The organism is Microbacterium californiense (genome assembly GCF_047246625.1).
Classification (GTDB): domain Bacteria; phylum Actinomycetota; class Actinomycetes; order Actinomycetales; family Microbacteriaceae; genus Microbacterium.
Window position 1 is genome coordinate 265664 of record NZ_JBFOKQ010000001.1, and the last position, 15925, is coordinate 281588.

A 15925-nucleotide genomic window follows, 5' to 3' on the forward strand; every position below is an offset into this window, starting at 1 on the left:
GGGGTGTGGCTGCACGCGTCGTGATTCCGTCCCCCGCTCTCCGGAGCTCCGCCCAGATCCCCCTGCGCCCGGGCGCGGACGAGGATCGGGGCGGTGAGACCCGCACGCCGCGCATCCCCCTGCTGAACGGGCGACCGTCGGTCCCTGGCGGCTTCCCGGCCAAGGCCTTCGTCGGAGAGGTCGTGCCGTTCAGCGTGGTCGCCTTCCGTGAGGGGCACGACATCATCGGCGTCCACGTGCGCGTGACTGATCCCCAGGGGGGCGAGACCCTGCACCGCCTCACACCCCGGCAGAACGGCACCGACGCGTGGGGCGCCGAGATCGCGCTCGACGTCCAGGGCCGCTGGACATACCGGTTCGAGGCCTTCTCAGACGACTTCGCCACGTGGGCGCACGCCGCCGAGCTGAAGGTCGCGGCGGGCGTGGACGTTCCCGTCATGGCCGCGCTGGGCGCCGAGCTGCTGCGGCGAGCGGCCGGCGAGAAGGACCGCCCGGCATCAGAGCGCAAGCGCCTCCTGGCCGACGCGGCATCGCTCGACGGCGGCTCGGGCGAGACGGCGCTCGCGCTATCGACGGACCCGGAGCTCGCCCGGATCTTCGCTGACCGCCCGGTGACGACCCTCCGCTCGCACACCACCGCGCAGACGCTCGTGGTCGACCGCACGGCCGCCGGAGCCGCCGCCTGGTACGAGTTCTTCCCCCGCTCGGAGGGCGCCCGCCGACTCAAGAACGGCACGGTCAAGAGCGGCACCTTCCGCACCGCCGCCAAGCGGCTTCCGGGGGTCGCCGCCATGGGCTTCGATGTGATCTACCTCGTCCCGATCCATCCCATCGGGACCACGAACCGCAAGGGGCGCAACAACACCCTCGTCGCCGAACCGGGCGATCCCGGATCGCCCTATGCGATCGGCTCCGCAGAGGGCGGGCACGACGCGATCCACCCCGAGCTCGGGACGGCACAGGATTTCCGTGCCTTCGTGCGCGCCGCGCAGCGCGAGGGACTCGAAGTCGCCCTGGACCTGGCGTTGCAGGCTTCTCCCGACCACCCGTGGGTGACCGAGCACCCGGAGTGGTTCACGACGCTCCCCGACGGCACCATCGCCTTCGCCGAGAACCCGCCGAAGAAGTACCAGGACATCTATCCGCTCAACTTCGACAACGACCCGGAGGGCATTTACGCGGAGATGCTCCGCATCGTCCGCCACTGGGTCGCCCAGGGCGTCAAGATCTTCCGCGTCGACAACCCCCACACCAAGCCCCTCCAGTTCTGGGAGTGGCTGATCGCCACCGTCAACAGAGAGGATCCGGACGTGATCTTCCTGGCCGAGGCGTTCACCCGGCCGGCGGTCATGCGCGCGCTGGCCGCGGTCGGGTTCCAGCAGAGCTACAGCTACTTCACCTGGCGCAACACGAAGGAGGAGCTCGAGGAATTCCTCACCTCCGTGTCGCAGGAGACCAGCGATTACATGCGGCCCAACCTCTTCGTCAACACCCACGACATCCTCACCGAGTATCTGCAGTTCGGCGGTCGCGCGGCCTATCGCATCCGTGCGTGCATCGCCGCCACCGCGACGCCGCTGTACGGGGTCTACGCGGGATACGAGCTCGTCGAGAACGTCGCTCGGCCGGGCTCGGAGGAGAACATCGACAACGAGAAGTACGAGTTCAAGTTCCGCGACTGGGAGGGAGCGGAGGAACGCGGCGAGTCGCTGGCTCCCCTGCTGCGCCGGCTCAACGAGATCCGCCGCGCGCACCCCGCCCTCCGCCAGCTCCGCAACTTCTCGGCGCACTGGAGCGACGACGACCAGATCCTCGTCTACAGCAAGCACCTCGCCGCCGAGTTCACCGGCACGGGCGAGGCCGACACGCTCATCGTCGTCGCGAACGTCGACCCGCACTCCGTCCGCGAGACCACGGTCCACCTCGACACGACGATCTGGGGTGTCCCGGCCGGCGAGTCCTTCGAGGTCGAGGATCTCCTGACAGGATCGGTGTGGACCTGGTCCGATCACAACTACGTCCGGCTCGACGCCTTCGCCGAACCGGTGCACATCCTGAAGGTGAGGCAGCGCGCATGAGCTCCATCGACGTCACATCCACCGAGTGGGAGGCCGTCGCCTCGGGCACCCACCACGCGCCGCACGCGGTGCTCGGCTCGCACCCCGAGAAGGATGCCGCCGGGCGGACCGTCACGACGATCCGGGTCCGCCGACCGCTCGCGTCCACCGTCGCCGCGGTCTTCGCCGACGGGAAGCGCGCCCCCCTGTCGCATGTCGCGCACGGGATCTGGGAAGCACGACACGACGGCCCGCCCGTCCCTTACCGGATCGCCACCGCCTATCAGGACGGGGAGGAGACCATCGAGGGGGATCCGTACCGCCACCTCCCGACGCTCGGCGAGCTCGATGTGCACCTCATCGCCGAAGGACGCCACGAGCGGCTCTGGGCGGTGCTGGGCGCCCACCCGCGCACCGTGTCGGGTGAAGAGGGCGTCGCGTTCGCCGTGTGGGCCCCGAACGCGACCGCCGTGCGCGTCGTCGGCGACCACAACGGGTGGAACGGAGAGGCGCACGCGATGCGCTCGATGGGCATCAGCGGCCTGTGGGAGCTGTTCATCCCCGGGCTGGCGGTCGGCACCCGCTACAAGTACGAGATCCGCACGCGCACCGGCGCCTGGGTCTTCAAGGCCGATCCGATGGCCGAGGCCGCAGAGGTCCCGCCGGCCACGGCCTCCGTGGTCACCGCGTCGTCCCACCGCTGGGGCGATGCCGCCTGGCTCACGCGGCGGGCGACCACCTCCGCGGTCGCGCAGCCGCTGTCCGTGTACGAGGTGCACGTCGGCTCGTGGCGGGGCGGCCTGGGCTACCGGGACCTCGCCGAGCCGCTGATCGAGCATGTCACGGCCGCCGGGTTCACCCACGTCGAGTTCATGCCCCTGGCCGAGCATCCGTTCGGAGGCTCCTGGGGCTATCAGGTCAGCGGCTACTACGCTCCGACGAGCCGCTTCGGAACGCCGGACGACCTGCGGTACCTGATCGACCGTCTGCACCAGGCGGGCATCGGGGTCATCATGGACTGGGTCCCCGGGCACTTCCCCAAGGACGCCTTCGCGCTCGCGAAGTTCGACGGTCAGGCGCTGTACGAGCACCCGGACCCCCGACGCGGCGAGCACCAGGACTGGGGCACCCTGATCTTCGACTACGGCCGGCCCGAGGTCCGCAACTTCCTGGTTGCGAACGCCCTCTACTGGTTCGAGGAGTTCCACGTCGACGGGCTCCGTGTGGACGCCGTCGCATCGATGCTCTATCTCGATTACTCGCGCCGCGAGGGCGAGTGGGAGCCCAACATCCACGGCGGGCGCGAGAACCTCGAGGCGATCCGATTTCTCCAGGAGGTCAATGCGACCTCGTACCGGCTGCACCCGGGCGTCATGATGATCGCCGAGGAATCGACCAGCTTCCCCGGAGTGACCGCGCCGACCTCGCACGCCGGACTCGGCTTCGGCTTCAAGTGGAACATGGGGTGGATGAACGACTCGCTGCAGTACATCCAGCGCGACCCTCTGCACCGAGCCCACCACGAGGGCGAGATGACCTTCTCGTTCGTGTACGCCTTCAGCGAGAACTATCTGCTGCCGATCAGTCACGACGAGGTCGTGCACGGCAAGGGCAGCCTCGTCAACAAGATGCCCGGAGACCACTGGCACAAGCTGGCGAACGTCCGGGCCTACCTGGCCTACATGTGGGGCCACCCCGGCAAGAACCTGCTCTTCATGGGACAGGAGTTCGGCCAGCTCGCGGAGTGGTCGGAATCGCGCGAGCTCGACTGGTGGCTGCTCGAGCAGCCGTCGCACGCGCAGCTGCAGGAGTTCGTCGGCGTTCTCAACCGGACCTATCGTGCGCAGGCACCCCTGTGGCAGCGCGACAACGACGGCGGCTCGTTCACCCGCATCGGCGCACCGAGCTGGGATCCGTCGGTCATCGCGTTCGAACGTCGCGACGCGAACGGAGGCCGGATCGTCATCATCAGCAACTTCGCCGGCGTCGAACGCGGCGGCTACCGCCTCGCGCTCCCGCTCGAGGGGGTCTGGAACGAGATCCTCAACACCGACGCCTCGGAGTACGGCGGTCGGGGTTCGGGCAACCTCGGCATGGTCGTCGCCCACGCCGAAGGCGAGGGTGCGCCCGTCGCCACGATGACGCTCCCCGCGCTGTCGACCATCTGGCTGCGGCACCAGAACGACCCGCACGTCCCCACCGTGAACCACGGCTGACGGGACGGCGCCTCAGAAGAGCAGCGAGGAGAGGCGGTTCCGCGCGGAGACGACGCGCGAATCCGTCGCTCCGACGAGCCCGAAGAGCTCGACCAGGCGCTCCCGGACCGGGGTGCGCTCGTCGGCGGGCAACTGGGCGAACAGATCGAGCAGACGGGCGAACGCGTCTTCGACGTGGCCGCCGGCGATGTCGAGATCCGCGACCGCGAACTGCGCCGCGACCTCCTGCGGGGCAGCGGCTGCCGCGGCACGGGCGGCCTGCAGGTCCAGCCCCTGCACGCGGTCGAGGAGACGGACCTGGCCGAGTCCCGCGATCGCGTCCTCGTCGCGGGGGTTCTCGGCGAGAGCCTTCTCATACGCGCGGATCGCCGCCGGATAGTCCCCCGCCTCGATGGCCGCGAAGGCCTCGGCGTGCAGGGGCGGAAGCTCCGGCTCGGCAACGGGCTCGGCATCGTCGACGGGCGCACCGACGTCGAGTGTCCCGGTGACGCCGTTCTGCCCCGCCACCTGGAGCAGCTGGGCGAAGACGTCGCGCACCTGGGCCTCCGGCACGGCTCCGGTGAACATCGGCACCGGCTGTCCGGCGATCACCGCGACGACCATGGGGATCGACTGGGCCCGGAAGCCCTGAGCGAGCTGCGGATTCGCGTCGACGTCGACCTTCGCCAGCAGCACCCGGCCGCCGAGTTCCCGCGTCACCTTCTCGATGATGGGACTCAGCTGCTTGCACGGACCGCACCACTCCGCCCACAGGTCCACGACGACCGGCACCGTGCGGGAGATCTCCAGCACCTGGCCGAAGGTCTCATCCGTCGCGTCGATGACCACGTCGGTCACGATCGACGCCGACCCTCCGGTCGACGCGGGGGTGGGCGCCGACGGGCGGTTGCGGAGCGTCGACAGGTCGACGGCGCCGCGCAGGGCGGCGGGAGACATCTCGGTCACTTGATCACCTCTACGGAGACGAGATCCTGACGGGAAGCCAGGAGCTTGATCTGGTCGTTCGAGCCCTGGGCGGGCACGGAGAAGAAGAGCTGGAACTCGTAGGTCGTGATGACGCCCTTGGCCGACTCCGCGGCGCCGGTGAGGGCCTTGGCCTGCGCGTTGTCGCCGAAGCGGATCACCGCGTCCGCGGACGTCGGCGTGACCGTCTCGGAGTCGGTGAGGGTGATCGCGACGATCGCACCGCTGTCCAGCGTGGTCATGGAGACGGCGGGGTCATCCGTCGGCACCATGTCGAAGGCGACGGCGGATGTCTCGGCCGCGCCGTTGTCGGCGAGGTTCTGCACGACCGCCTGACGGCTGTCGACGATCGACGTCATGAGCGTGTGCGACAGGTCGTCGAAGAGCGGGTAGGAGGCGCTCTGCTCGCCCTGGTCGACCGCATCCGCGAACGCCTCAGCCAGCTGGCCCGGCGGCAGGCTCAGGAACGCGGAGTCGGCCGGCACGAGCGAGGTGCCCAGCCAGCTGGCCGCGACGTCCGGGAAGACCGCGTCCGCCGCCATCGAGGCCATGTTGGTCACCTTGTAGTTCGACCACGGGTCCTGCTGTGTCATCGTGAGGATCACCGGCGGTACGGTCTCGTCGCTGGTGCTCTTCGAGAGCAGCATGACGGTGCGCGGCCAGCGATCGGTCGCCTCCGGGAGCACGACCTCCACCTGATCGGTCGGGATCGCGCTGGGAGGAGCGGACTCGGGGAGGGCGGTGCGCAGGGCGTAGTCGGTCGTCCGAGCGGTCAGTGCCGGACCGTCGAGCCGCGTCTTCGCCGCCTCGATGTCGACGTTCGTGTCGGCATCGCTCAGCGTGGACGAGATCTCCTGGAGGATCCGCGTCGCCTGCGCCTCGGTGACGGCCGGCGGCTTCTGGTTCTCGGGGGCGATCACCGTCGGCGTCGGCGAGGGCGACGCCTCTCCCCCGCCCAGCTGGGGCCAGGAATCGGCCGAGCAGCCGGCCGCGAGCACCGCGGTGAGTCCGAGGACCGGGACCGCGAGCAGACGCCGTCGACGAGCCGAGGCAGTGGCGCGCATCGAGCTCTTCCCTTCCGCGTCGCGCTTCTCGTCGACGACCTCGTGATCCGCTCCGTCCGCGGGATCGGCGTCCCGAGGGCGATCCCCGTCCGATGCCTCCAGCGCCTCGCGCTCCCGCTCGGGAAGGGCGGCCACGTCGATGGGTTGCGTGACCGGCAGCGGGCCGGGACCCTTCCGGAGCGGCCCGCGCCCCCGCCGCTGGTGGCGGATGGCCAGCACGTAGAGGACGAGGCCGGCGAGCAGCACCACTCCCCCGGCGACCATGAGAGGACCCGCCCAGGGGGTGGAGGTGTCGAGGGGCCAGGAGACGACGATGTCGTCGGGAGCATCCTCCGTGCCGTCGTAGGCGACCAGCATGCTCATCCCCTCCGGCAGCTGCATGTTGTCCGAGATCAGGGCGTCGGTGTCGCTGAACGAATCCAGCCAGAGGTCCGAGCCGACGGGGTTGCGGCCCGCGGCCGCGTCGTCCGTCGCCGCGTCGTCCTCGCCCGTCGAACCCTCCGGGGTCGGTGCGGTGACGAGCTCGACGTCGAACTCGCCGTCATCGCCGACGGTGACGCGGTTGTAGTCGGAGTCCGAGAGCCACGCCTCCATGTCGGCCGTGCGTCCGAACGCCGAGAAGATGTCCCCCTCGCCGCGCACCAGCAGGGTCTGCGACCCCGGGTGCGAGCGCAGCACCTCACCGTCGAGAAGCACGAAGGGCGCGGGCTCCTCGACCTCGACCTGCTCCTGCAGCGACGAGGGCCCCATGAAGACGGTGCGCTGCGCGATACCGGCACCGATCAGGACCGCGGCCAGGACGAAGGCCAGGACGGCCCATACGAAACGCACGAATAGTCTCCTCACGCGCCCCGGATGCCGATGCAGGGCGCAACACTCGACATTTCAGACTAGCGAAAGCACCTGTGTGTTGCCCAAAAGACGGCGCCTGCGGCGGGACGCGGCACGTCGTGGCGGCTTCACTCATCCCGCTCGGTAGCCTGGCAGGAGTCCGTCGCGAGGAGCTCCGATGAAGATCCACAACCCCTTCCGCACCGCCCTGGTGGCGACGCTCGGCGTGGGGCTCGGCATCCTCCTGATCGGCAGCGTCCAGACCTTGTCGACCGTGCTCCTCTACCTGGGCACCGCCCTCTTCCTCAGCCTCGGGCTCGACCCCGTCGTGGCCTTCCTGGAACGCCGCAACCTCCCGCGCTGGCTGTCGGTGCTGGTGACGATCCTCGGCGTGCTCGGAGTGTTCGCCGGGATCGTGCTCATGGTCCTGCCGATCCTGGTCGATCAGATCACCCAGCTCGTGCGCCGCATCACCTTCTTCCTGCAGAGCACCTACATCGGCGACGTGAAGAACTGGATCATCGACGTCTTCCCTGCCGTCCAGCCCTCGTTCATCGACGACTCGTTCACGCGCCTGACCGACTGGCTGCTCGAGAACTGGGGGTCGATCACGGAGAGCGTCATCGCCATCGGGACCTCGATCATCTCGGGTCTCTTCGGGGCGTTCATCGTGCTCATCCTCACGATCTACCTGACGGCGTCGACGCCGTCCCTCAAGAGGGCGGTCTACCAGCTCGCGCCCGCGTCGCGCCGCGACCGCTTCATCGACCTCGCCGATCAGATCACCGACTCCGTCGGCTACTACGTCATGGGCCAGGTGTCGCTCGGCGTCATCAACGGAATCCTGAGCGCGATCTTCCTCTCGATCATCCAGGCGCCCTTCCCCGCGGTCCTCGCCGTGGTCGCGTTCTTCTTCTCGCTGATCCCCCTGGTGGGCACCCTCACGGGGTCGACCCTGATCGTGCTCATCTGCCTGATCCCGGGCCTCGGCTCCCCGCAGACCGCGATCGCCGCGGGGGTCTACTACCTGATCTACATGCAGATCGAGGCGTACATCATCTCCCCGCGCATCATGAGCCGCGCGGTGTCCGTGCCCGGAGCGGTCGTCGTCGTCGCGGCGCTGGCCGGCGGCAGCCTGCTCGGACTGCTGGGCGCGCTCATCGCCATCCCGGTGGCGGCCAGCATCCTCATCCTCTACCGCCAGGTGCTCATCCCGCGGATGAACGAGCTCTGACCCCGGTCAGTCGGAGGTCGGCCACTCCGTCGGCAGGGGCAGCGCCGACGGATTCACGGCGGCGACGATCTCCGTGAGCACCCGACGCGTCTGCGACTCGCCGACCCACAGGTGCTTCCCGCCCTCGACGGCGATCACCTGCGCGTGCGGGATGGCGGCGAACCGCTCGCGCGCCGCGTCGGGCCGCAGGTAATCGTCGAACTCGGGGACCAGGACGATGACCGGACGGCCATCCTGGGCCCACGCCGCGACCTCGGCATCCGTCGCGCGGTGCAGGGGCGGGGAGAGCAGGATGACACCCTCGACGTCGTGCTCCCGGCCGTACTTGAGCGCGAGCTCGGTCCCGAACGACCAACCGACCAGCCACGGCTTCGGGAGACGGCGGTCCGCGACGAAGGCCATCGCGGCCGCGACGTCGAACTGCTCTGCGTCTCCGCCGTCGAAGGTCCCCTCGCTCGTGCCGCGCGGGGAGGTGGTGCCCCGCGTGTTGAAACGCAGGACGGCGAGATCGGCCAGCGCCGGCAGTCGTGCGGCGGCCTTCCTGAGGATGTGCGAGTCCATGAACCCGCCCGCGGTGGGCAGGGGATGCAGGGTCACGAGCGTCGCGGCGGGGGCGGCGTCCTCGGGTGTGGCGAGCTCCCCCACCAGCGTCAGGCCGTCGAGGGTCACGAGCTCGACGTCCTCCCGTCGGGCGGGCAGCTCCAAGGGTCCACGAATCTCGATCGTCACGCGATCCTCCAGCAGTGAGTGTGCCAATGTCGTCGTGCGGCCAGGTCAGCGGCGTCGCCGAGCACGCCGTCCGCACGCCATGCCACCAGATGGGCGGTACCCGGTTCGATCACGCGGCCGCAGCCCGGGCAGCTGTACTCCTTCTGCGCCTGCAGCGCCGACACCGGCTGCACCGTCCAGGTGGATCCCCGGCGCGTCTCGGTGCGCTTCCATCCGGCGAGCAGACGTTCGAAGGAGTCCTCCGCCTCAGGGCGCGACGAAGGGCGGCGTCGAGAGCGCGGCATGACGCCGACTCACCACCAGTGGTTCTTGACCCAGAAGGCGTGCGCCCCGGCCCAGCTTCCGTACCGGCCCACGGCGTAGCCGTTCGCCCAGCGGAGGTTGTCGACCGGGTTGTAGCCGTTGCCGGGGACCTTGCTGCAGGGCAGCGCCTGCACGAGCCCGCACGCGCCGGATCCCTTGTTGGTCGCGTTCGGGTTCCAGCCGCTCTCGCGCGAGACGACGTAGTCGACGTATCCCCAGTCGCTCTCCGCGATTCCCGCAGCGGCCATCCACTCCGCGGGGGCTCCGCCGCCGGTGTAGAACAGGGGCGCGGCCGACGGCGTCGACTTCTCTCCGCTCGAGGAGGTCGTCGCTGCCGGCGCGGGCGGGGGCGGCGGCTTCGGCTTCACGTAGATCTCGAACGTGCCGCGCTCGACGGGAGCGATCGTCGCCCCCTCCACCGTGACGGTGATGTTCTGGGTGTCGGCCAGCGCGACCGAGTACGCCGACTCCGGCTCGTCCGTCTCGGGCGGATCCGCGAGCGCGACGGCGGTCGGCGCGACCATGGCGGCGGCGAATCCCACCACGGCGAGCGAGCTGAACACGCCGGCCACTCCACGGCGACGCGACCAGCGGCGGGTGCCGCGGCGCGCGGACGTTGCCGACGCGGCGGGCACAGGCGAGGCGTCGTGTCGTTCGAGAGTCATGACGTTCCGGGAATTCACGATGGTGGACAGTCTAGCCATCCCAGCCTGGGACGACGGTGGGAACTAGCGGACGGCGAGGATCACGTCGATCGTCGCGTCGAGGAGGGCGTCGACCTGCTCCTCGCGGTAACCGCCGCGCTGCATTCGGAAGGCCGCGGAGCGGAGCTGCTCGGCGGTGAGCTCGTCGCCGTCGCGCAGGAACCGCACGATGCGTCCGGCGACGTGGTCGACCTCGTCGATCCGATAGCCGAACGTGAGCACCCCGGCGCGGGCGAATCGACGCCGACGAGGACGCGCGAGGTGATCGAGGATCACCTGGGCGTCTTCGCGGGCCTGCTCCACCCAGGCGCCGGCGCCGGCCGAGCGGACGGCGCGGTCTCGCTCGCGGGCCGCGAAGGCATCCTCCACCCTGCTGAGCGCCGCATCGACCTCGGCGACGACGTAACCGCCCTTGACGAGCGGGAACGACGCCGTCCGGACGTCCTCCGCCGTCAGGTCGCCGTTCTGCTCGAAGGCCTCGCGCGCAGATGCGAGGAACGTGTCGACGGCCGCGCGGTGATACCCGCGTGTGCGGCCGGACGTCAGCGCGAAGGCCGGGCCGGCCGAACGCGCGCTGCGCTCGTCCTGCTTCTGATCGTTCATGTGAGCACCACCCAGGGAGAGAGGAGGAAGTACAGGCAGAGGGCGGGGACGGTGGAGGGAAGGATGCTGTCGAGCCGGTCGAGCAGACCTCCGTGCCCGGGCAGCCAGGAGCTCATGTCCTTGATCCCCAGGTCGCGCTTGAGCATCGACTCGCCGAGGTCGCCGAGGGTCGCCGTCGCCAGGATCGCGACGCCGAGGACGAGACCGCCCCACCAGGGAAGCTCCAGGAGATAGAGCCCGAGGAGCACGCCCGCCGTCGACGCGGCGATCACGGCACCGCCGAAGCCCTCCCACGTCTTCTTCGGACTGATGCGCGGGGCCATGGGATGACGTCCGAACGCGAGGCCCGCAGCGTAGGCGCCGGTGTCTGCGGCCACGGCGATGACGACGAAGGTCAGCACCCACCACTGGCCCCCCTCCTGGTTCAGCAGGATCAGGGCGAGGGCCGCGAGGAACGGCACGTAGACCTGCACGAACCCGCCGATGACGGCGTCCGCGAGGACATCGCCGTACGTGCGTCCGTCCTTCGCGACCATCTGCCCGATGAGGCGCCAGACGACGACCAGCGCGACGGCGAGGAACAGGACGACCCAGCACAGCCACATCTCCGCGAAGTACGCCGAAACGACCAGCAGCGTGGCGGAGATCAGTTGCGGGGCGATGTCGATGCGGCGCCCGGAGACGCGGAGCGCACGGGACAGCTCGTACACGCCCAGCAGCGCAGCGGCGAGGGCGAAGGGAACGAACAGTGCCTTGATGAACAGCAGCGAGCCGAGCAGGGCCGCCCCGAAGGCGAGGCCGATGACGATCGCCAGCACGAGGTCGCGCCCGGTGCGCTGCTTGATGCGCTCGTTCGCCTGGTCGAACTGATCGCGCGCGTTCGAGATGTGCGTGCCGAACTCGTCGCGCTTGGCCCTCCACTGCTCGCGGATGGCGTTGTGATCCGCGGTGTCGAGCCATCCGCCCGTGGGACGCGCCTCCTCGGCGGGGAGCGGCGGTCGCGGCGGGATCCGCGTGGCGTCGAATTCCGGGAACGCTCCATCGGACAGCGGCGCCCCCGGGGCGGGGGTCGGCGAATCGCGCGCCTCGCGGCGGGTCAGCGGCGGGCCGTCCTCCGCATCACGAGTGTCGTCGGACATCGGGGCTACACCTCGAGGAGTTCTGCCTCTTTGCGCTTCAGCGCGTCGTCGATGAGCTCGACGTGCTGGCGGGTGAGGACGTCGAGCTCCTTCTCCCCGCGGACGATCTCGTCCTCGCCGAGCTCGCTCTTGAGCGCGTCGAGCTCGTCCTTCGCCTTGCGGCGGATGCCGCGGACGTGCACCTTGGCGTCCTCCGCCTTGGACTTGACGAGCTTGACGTACTCCTTGCGGCGCTCGGCCGTGAGCTCCGGCATCGTGACCCGGACGAGGTTGCCGTCGTTGGTCGGGTTCGCGCCCAGGTTCGGCATGTCGCGGATCGCCTGCTCGATCGCCTTCAGAGCGGACTTGTCGTACGGCGTGATGATGAGCGTCCGCGCCTCCTGGTTCGCCAGCGAGGCGAGCTGCGCGATCGGCGTCGGCGTGCCGTAGTAGTCCACCAGCACCTTCTGGAACATCTGCGGGTTCGCACGACCGGTGCGCACCGTGGAGAAGTCCTCCTTGGCAGCTTCGACCGCCCGTGCCATGCGAGTGGTGGTTTCAGCGAGGACGTCCGCGATCACGGCATCTCCTATCGTCGAGGTGTTCTGCAAATTCTATCGGGCGGAGGCAGCTCCCCCGCGTCACCGGCTCAGGCGGTGACCAGCGTGCCGATGGGCTCGCCGAGGAGGGCGCGGGTCACGTTGCCCGCGGGCTCCATGCCGAACACGCGCATGTCCATGTTGTTGTCCATGCAGAGGCTGAAGGCGGTCGAGTCGACGACCTTGAGCCCGCGCTGCAGCGCATCCCGGTACGTCACGCGATCGATGCGCTCGGCGTCCGCGTGCTTGTTGGGGTCGGCGGTGTAGATCGCGTCGACGCCGTTCTTGGCGACGAGCACCTCCTGAGCCCCGATCTCGAGCGCGCGCTGTGCGGCCACGGTGTCGGTCGAGAAGTACGGGAGCCCGGCGCCGGCGCCGAAGATGACGACCCGCCCCTTCTCCATGTGGCGCTCCGCCCGACGCGGGATGTAGGGCTCGGCGACCTGGGTCATCGAGATCGCGGACTGCACGCGGGTCGCCGCCCCCGCCTGCTCGAGGAAGTCCTGCAAGGCCAGGGCGTTCATCACCGTGCCGAGCATGCCCATGTAGTCGGCACGACCGCGGTCCATGCCGCGCTGGCTCAGCTCCGCGCCGCGGAAGAAGTTCCCTCCCCCGACGACCACGGCCACCTCGACCCGATCGACCGCTGCCGCGATGTCTCGCGCGATCTGGCCGACGACGTCGGGGTTGACCCCGAGCTGTCCGGCACCGAAGGCCTCGCCCGAGAGCTTCAGAAGGACGCGGCGGCGTCCGGTGCGTTCGGTCATGGGGGTTGTCCTCTCGTCCCGATTCAAGATAGTGCCTCCTGGGCATGAAGAAGGGGTTCGGATCCATCGGACCCGAACCCCTTCGACACTGCTACGCGCCGACCTTGAAGCGCGCGAAGTCCGTCACGGTGATACCCGCGTTCTTCGCCACCTCGGCGACCGAGAGCTTGTTGTCCTTCGCGTAGTCCTGCTCGAGCAGGGCGACCTGCTTGATGAACGCCGCGACGCGACCCTCGACGATCTTGGGCAGAGCCGCCTCGGGCTTGCCCTCGTTGCGGGAGATCTCGGTGACGATCTCCCGCTCCTTCTCGACGGCCTCGGCCGGGACGTCCTCGCGGGAGAGGTACGTCGGGTTCGCGAACGAGATGTGCTGCGCGATGCTGCGAGCGGTCTCCGCGTCGTCACCGGTGTAGGCGACGACGACGCCGATCTGCGGCGGGAGGTCCTTGCTCGTGCGGTGCAGGTACACCTCGACCTTGTCGCCCGAGATGGTGCGCACGCGGCGCAGCTCGACCTTCTCGCCGATGATCGCCGCCTCTTCCGAGATCAGCTGCTCGACGGGCTGACCCGCCGCATCGGCGGCCAGCGCGGCCTCGACCGAGTCCGCCTTGACAGCGGCGACGGCGTCGGCGACCTTGTCGGCCAGCGCGATGAAGCGCTCGTTCTTGGCGACGAAGTCGGTCTCGCAGGCGAGCTCGACGAGCGTCACGGCGCCGTCCTGCTCGCGGGCGACGACCAGGCCCTCGCTGGTGGAACGGTCAGCGCGCTTCGCGTTGCCCTTCGCACCCTTGAGACGAAGGATCTCGGTGGCCTTCTCGACGTCGCCGTCGGCCTCCTCGAGCGCCTTCTTGGTGTCGACCATTCCCGTGCCGAGCTGCTCACGCAGCGCCTTGAGGTCCGCGATGGTGAAGTTGGCCATGTGTGGTGGCTCCTTGCTTCGTGATGTGTGTGGTGGTCGAGGGATTACTTGGCGTCCGCGGCCTCGGCGGCGGCGACCTCAGCGGTCTCCTCGCCGGAAGCGGCTGCGACGGCCTCGTCGTGCGCCTCAGCGCCGGCCTCGTCGGCAGGGGTCTCGACGACCGTCGCCTCGGTGGCCTCTTCGGCGGGCGTCTCGAGCAGCTCGCGCTCCCACTCGGCGAGGGGCTCGGCGTCGCCGGCCTCGGGGTTGTGCTTCTGCTGCAGGCCCTCGGCCGCGGCGTCAGCGATGATGCGCGTCAGCAGCGACACCGAGCGGATGGCGTCGTCGTTGCCGGGGATCGGGTACTGGAAGTCGTCCGGGTCCGCGTTGGTGTCGAGGATGCCGATCACCGGGATGCCGAGCTTCTTGGCCTCGTCGATGGCGAGGTGCTCGCGCTTGGCGTCGACGACCCACAGGGCCGACGGCGTCTTGGTGAGGTTGCGGATACCGCCGAGCGACTTGTGCAGCTTGTCGAGCTCGCGCTTCTTGAGCAGGAGCTCCTTCTTGGTGAAGCCGCTGTTCGCCGGGGTCTCGTAGTCGAGCTCCTCGAGCTCCTTCATGCGCGCGAGGCGCTTGGAGATCGTGGAGAAGTTGGTGAGGAGTCCACCGAGCCAGCGCTGGTTCACGAAGGGCTGGCCGACGCGGGTGGCCTGCTCGGCGAGGATCTCCTGCGCCTGCTTCTTGGTCCCGACGAACAGGATGGTGCCGCCGTGCGCGACGGTCTCCTTGACGAAGTCGTACGCCTTGTCGATGTAGCCCAGCGACTGCTGGAGATCGATGATGTGGATGCCGCTGCGCTCCGTGAGGATGAAGCGCTTGACCTTCGGGTTCCACCGACGGGTCTGGTGTCCGAAGTGCACGCCGCTGTCGAGCAGCTGGCGGATGGTGACCACAGCCATGGTCGTCTCCTTGTTCTGGCGCGGAGCGCCGTTGAGGTTGATGCCGATCGGTCGATCGGGCTCCTGGTGCCCGGCGCACACCCGCCTTCGTGAGAAGGACCTGCGGGAGTGGATGCCGCGATCGAGATCGCTGTGGGCACGCGTAGTCACCCCGATATCGAGGTGCTCGTCCAGCATACAGGACGCCATGGCATCGCCGGTCCTGCACCGGGACGGCGTGCGCGACGTTCTCCCCCGCGCACGGCTCGGGCGCGGACGATGCGCCCGCCGCGATCGGTCGGGACGGCAGCATCGACACATGCCCTCCCGTCGTCGCACCCTCTGCGCGCTGCTGCTCGTCCTGCTGTGCTGCTCCGTCGCGGCGCCGCCGGGCCTCGCCGCCGCGACCACGGTGTCCGCCGGTGCCGGATCGATGGAAGGCCTGCCCCGGCGCCCCGCATCGGAGCGGCAGGACGGGTGGCGCTGGCCGCTCGACGGTCCGCGGACGGTCGTCGAGCCGTTCCGCGCTCCGGCCCACGCCTATGGTGCGGGGCATCGAGGCATCGACCTCGCGGCATCGTCCGGGCGCCCCGTCCGGGCTCCGGCTGCGGGCGTCGTCGCATTCTGCGGGGTGGTCGTGGACCGCCCTGTGCTCACCATCGAGCACGCGGGTGGGCTCGTGTCGACGTTCGAGCCGGTCGAGTCCCCGCTGCGAGCCGGCGACCCGGTCGCGGCGGGCGAGGAGATCGGCACGGTCGCGAGCGGCGGGCATGCCACCATCGGGCACCTCCACCTCGGCGTGCGTGTGGACGGGGAGTACATCAATCCGCTGCTGCTGTTCGGCGCCGTGGAGCGGGCGATCCTGTTGCCGTGCTGCGGGGCGCGGTGATCCGCGAGCGCG

General features: G+C 69.6%; 15 protein-coding genes. 4 read left to right on the plus strand and 11 right to left on the minus strand.

Features of this window, described 5'->3' with window-relative positions; genetic code table 11:
* Positions 1-5 precede the first annotated feature (5 nt).
* Both AB3M82_RS01320 and glgB read left to right on the plus strand, forming a co-directional pair.
* A complete protein-coding gene (locus AB3M82_RS01320; RefSeq protein WP_412955095.1) occupies positions 6-2078 on the plus strand; it encodes an alpha-1,4-glucan--maltose-1-phosphate maltosyltransferase in 2073 nt (690 codons plus the stop codon).
* Positions 2075-4273: a 1,4-alpha-glucan branching protein GlgB gene (gene glgB / locus AB3M82_RS01325; protein ID WP_412955097.1), complete on the plus strand. Its 2199-nt coding sequence runs from the start codon at positions 2075-2077 to the stop codon at positions 4271-4273. Before AB3M82_RS01320 ends, glgB begins: the two co-directional genes overlap by 4 nt.
* A gap of 12 nt (positions 4274-4285) precedes the next feature.
* On the opposite strand, the gene AB3M82_RS01330 is transcribed toward glgB, so the two are convergent.
* Positions 4286-5209 (minus strand): tetratricopeptide repeat protein, encoded by a 924-nt coding sequence (locus tag AB3M82_RS01330; RefSeq protein ID WP_412957981.1) that lies wholly within the window; start codon positions 5207-5209, stop codon positions 4286-4288.
* A 5-nt stretch (positions 5210-5214) separates the two neighbouring features.
* Positions 5215-7131: a DUF8094 domain-containing protein gene (locus tag AB3M82_RS01335; RefSeq protein ID WP_412955098.1), complete on the minus strand. Its 1917-nt coding sequence runs from the start codon at positions 7129-7131 to the stop codon at positions 5215-5217.
* A 178-nt stretch (positions 7132-7309) separates the two neighbouring features.
* On the opposite strand from AB3M82_RS01335, the gene AB3M82_RS01340 reads away from it, so the two are divergent.
* Positions 7310-8365: an AI-2E family transporter gene (locus tag AB3M82_RS01340; RefSeq protein ID WP_412955100.1), complete on the plus strand. Its 1056-nt coding sequence runs from the start codon at positions 7310-7312 to the stop codon at positions 8363-8365.
* A 6-nt stretch (positions 8366-8371) separates the two neighbouring features.
* Here the strand turns inward: AB3M82_RS01340 and AB3M82_RS01345 are convergent, their stop codons facing one another.
* The 9 genes from AB3M82_RS01345 to rpsB all read right to left on the minus strand — a co-directional run bounded on the left by AB3M82_RS01345 (position 8372) and on the right by rpsB (position 15045).
* Entirely contained in the window at positions 8372-9088 is a 717-nt protein-coding gene (locus AB3M82_RS01345; protein WP_412957982.1) for an alpha/beta hydrolase, read from the minus strand.
* 2 nt (positions 9089-9090) lie between these two features.
* Positions 9091-9378, minus strand: a complete 288-nt coding sequence (locus AB3M82_RS01350; protein WP_412955102.1) for a hypothetical protein — start codon at positions 9376-9378, stop codon at positions 9091-9093.
* A 9-nt stretch (positions 9379-9387) separates the two neighbouring features.
* Entirely contained in the window at positions 9388-10062 is a 675-nt protein-coding gene (locus tag AB3M82_RS01355) for an aggregation-promoting factor C-terminal-like domain-containing protein (protein WP_412955104.1), read from the minus strand.
* Between the two features lie 63 nt (positions 10063-10125).
* Complete coding sequence (locus tag AB3M82_RS01360) at positions 10126-10704, minus strand: DivIVA domain-containing protein (protein WP_412955106.1); 579 nt, start codon at positions 10702-10704, stop codon at positions 10126-10128.
* Positions 10701-11843, minus strand: coding sequence for a phosphatidate cytidylyltransferase (locus AB3M82_RS01365; RefSeq protein ID WP_412955108.1), 1143 nt, complete (start codon positions 11841-11843; stop codon positions 10701-10703). Before AB3M82_RS01365 ends, AB3M82_RS01360 begins: the two co-directional genes overlap by 4 nt.
* Before the next feature lie 5 nt (positions 11844-11848).
* Positions 11849-12403 carry a ribosome recycling factor gene (frr, locus tag AB3M82_RS01370; protein ID WP_412955110.1) on the minus strand — a complete coding sequence of 185 codons (555 nt, stop codon included), beginning with the start codon at positions 12401-12403 and terminating at the stop codon, positions 11849-11851.
* Between the two features lie 68 nt (positions 12404-12471).
* Entirely contained in the window at positions 12472-13188 is a 717-nt protein-coding gene (pyrH, locus tag AB3M82_RS01375) for a UMP kinase (protein WP_412955112.1), read from the minus strand.
* Between the two features lie 91 nt (positions 13189-13279).
* Positions 13280-14107: a translation elongation factor Ts gene (tsf, locus tag AB3M82_RS01380; protein ID WP_412955114.1), complete on the minus strand. Its 828-nt coding sequence runs from the start codon at positions 14105-14107 to the stop codon at positions 13280-13282.
* A 44-nt stretch (positions 14108-14151) separates the two neighbouring features.
* Positions 14152-15045, minus strand: coding sequence for a 30S ribosomal protein S2 (gene rpsB, locus AB3M82_RS01385; protein WP_412955116.1), 894 nt, complete (start codon positions 15043-15045; stop codon positions 14152-14154).
* A 298-nt stretch (positions 15046-15343) separates the two neighbouring features.
* On the opposite strand from rpsB, the gene AB3M82_RS01390 reads away from it, so the two are divergent.
* Positions 15344-15913 carry a M23 family metallopeptidase gene (locus AB3M82_RS01390; RefSeq protein ID WP_412955117.1) on the plus strand — a complete coding sequence of 190 codons (570 nt, stop codon included), beginning with the start codon at positions 15344-15346 and terminating at the stop codon, positions 15911-15913.
* The last annotated feature ends 12 nt before the right edge of the window (positions 15914-15925 follow it).

Excerpts from the sequence above, each read along its gene's own strand:
- glgB (WP_412955097.1), top strand. The coding sequence starts at position 2,075 with ATGAGCTCCATCGACGTCACATCCACCGAGTGGGAGGCCGTCGCCTCG.
- AB3M82_RS01330 (WP_412957981.1), bottom strand. The coding sequence starts at position 5,209 with ATGTCTCCCGCCGCCCTGCGCGGCGCCGTCGACCTGTCGACGCTCCGC.
- AB3M82_RS01340 (WP_412955100.1), top strand. The coding sequence starts at position 7,310 with ATGAAGATCCACAACCCCTTCCGCACCGCCCTGGTGGCGACGCTCGGC.
- AB3M82_RS01350 (WP_412955102.1), bottom strand. The coding sequence starts at position 9,378 with ATGCCGCGCTCTCGACGCCGCCCTTCGTCGCGCCCTGAGGCGGAGGAC.
- AB3M82_RS01355 (WP_412955104.1), bottom strand. The coding sequence starts at position 10,062 with ATGACTCTCGAACGACACGACGCCTCGCCTGTGCCCGCCGCGTCGGCA.
- AB3M82_RS01360 (WP_412955106.1), bottom strand. The coding sequence starts at position 10,704 with ATGAACGATCAGAAGCAGGACGAGCGCAGCGCGCGTTCGGCCGGCCCG.
- AB3M82_RS01365 (WP_412955108.1), bottom strand. The coding sequence starts at position 11,843 with ATGTCCGACGACACTCGTGATGCGGAGGACGGCCCGCCGCTGACCCGC.
- pyrH (WP_412955112.1), bottom strand. The coding sequence starts at position 13,188 with ATGACCGAACGCACCGGACGCCGCCGCGTCCTTCTGAAGCTCTCGGGC.
- tsf (WP_412955114.1), bottom strand. The coding sequence starts at position 14,107 with ATGGCCAACTTCACCATCGCGGACCTCAAGGCGCTGCGTGAGCAGCTC.
- rpsB (WP_412955116.1), bottom strand. The coding sequence starts at position 15,045 with ATGGCTGTGGTCACCATCCGCCAGCTGCTCGACAGCGGCGTGCACTTC.
- AB3M82_RS01390 (WP_412955117.1), top strand. The coding sequence starts at position 15,344 with ATGCCCTCCCGTCGTCGCACCCTCTGCGCGCTGCTGCTCGTCCTGCTG.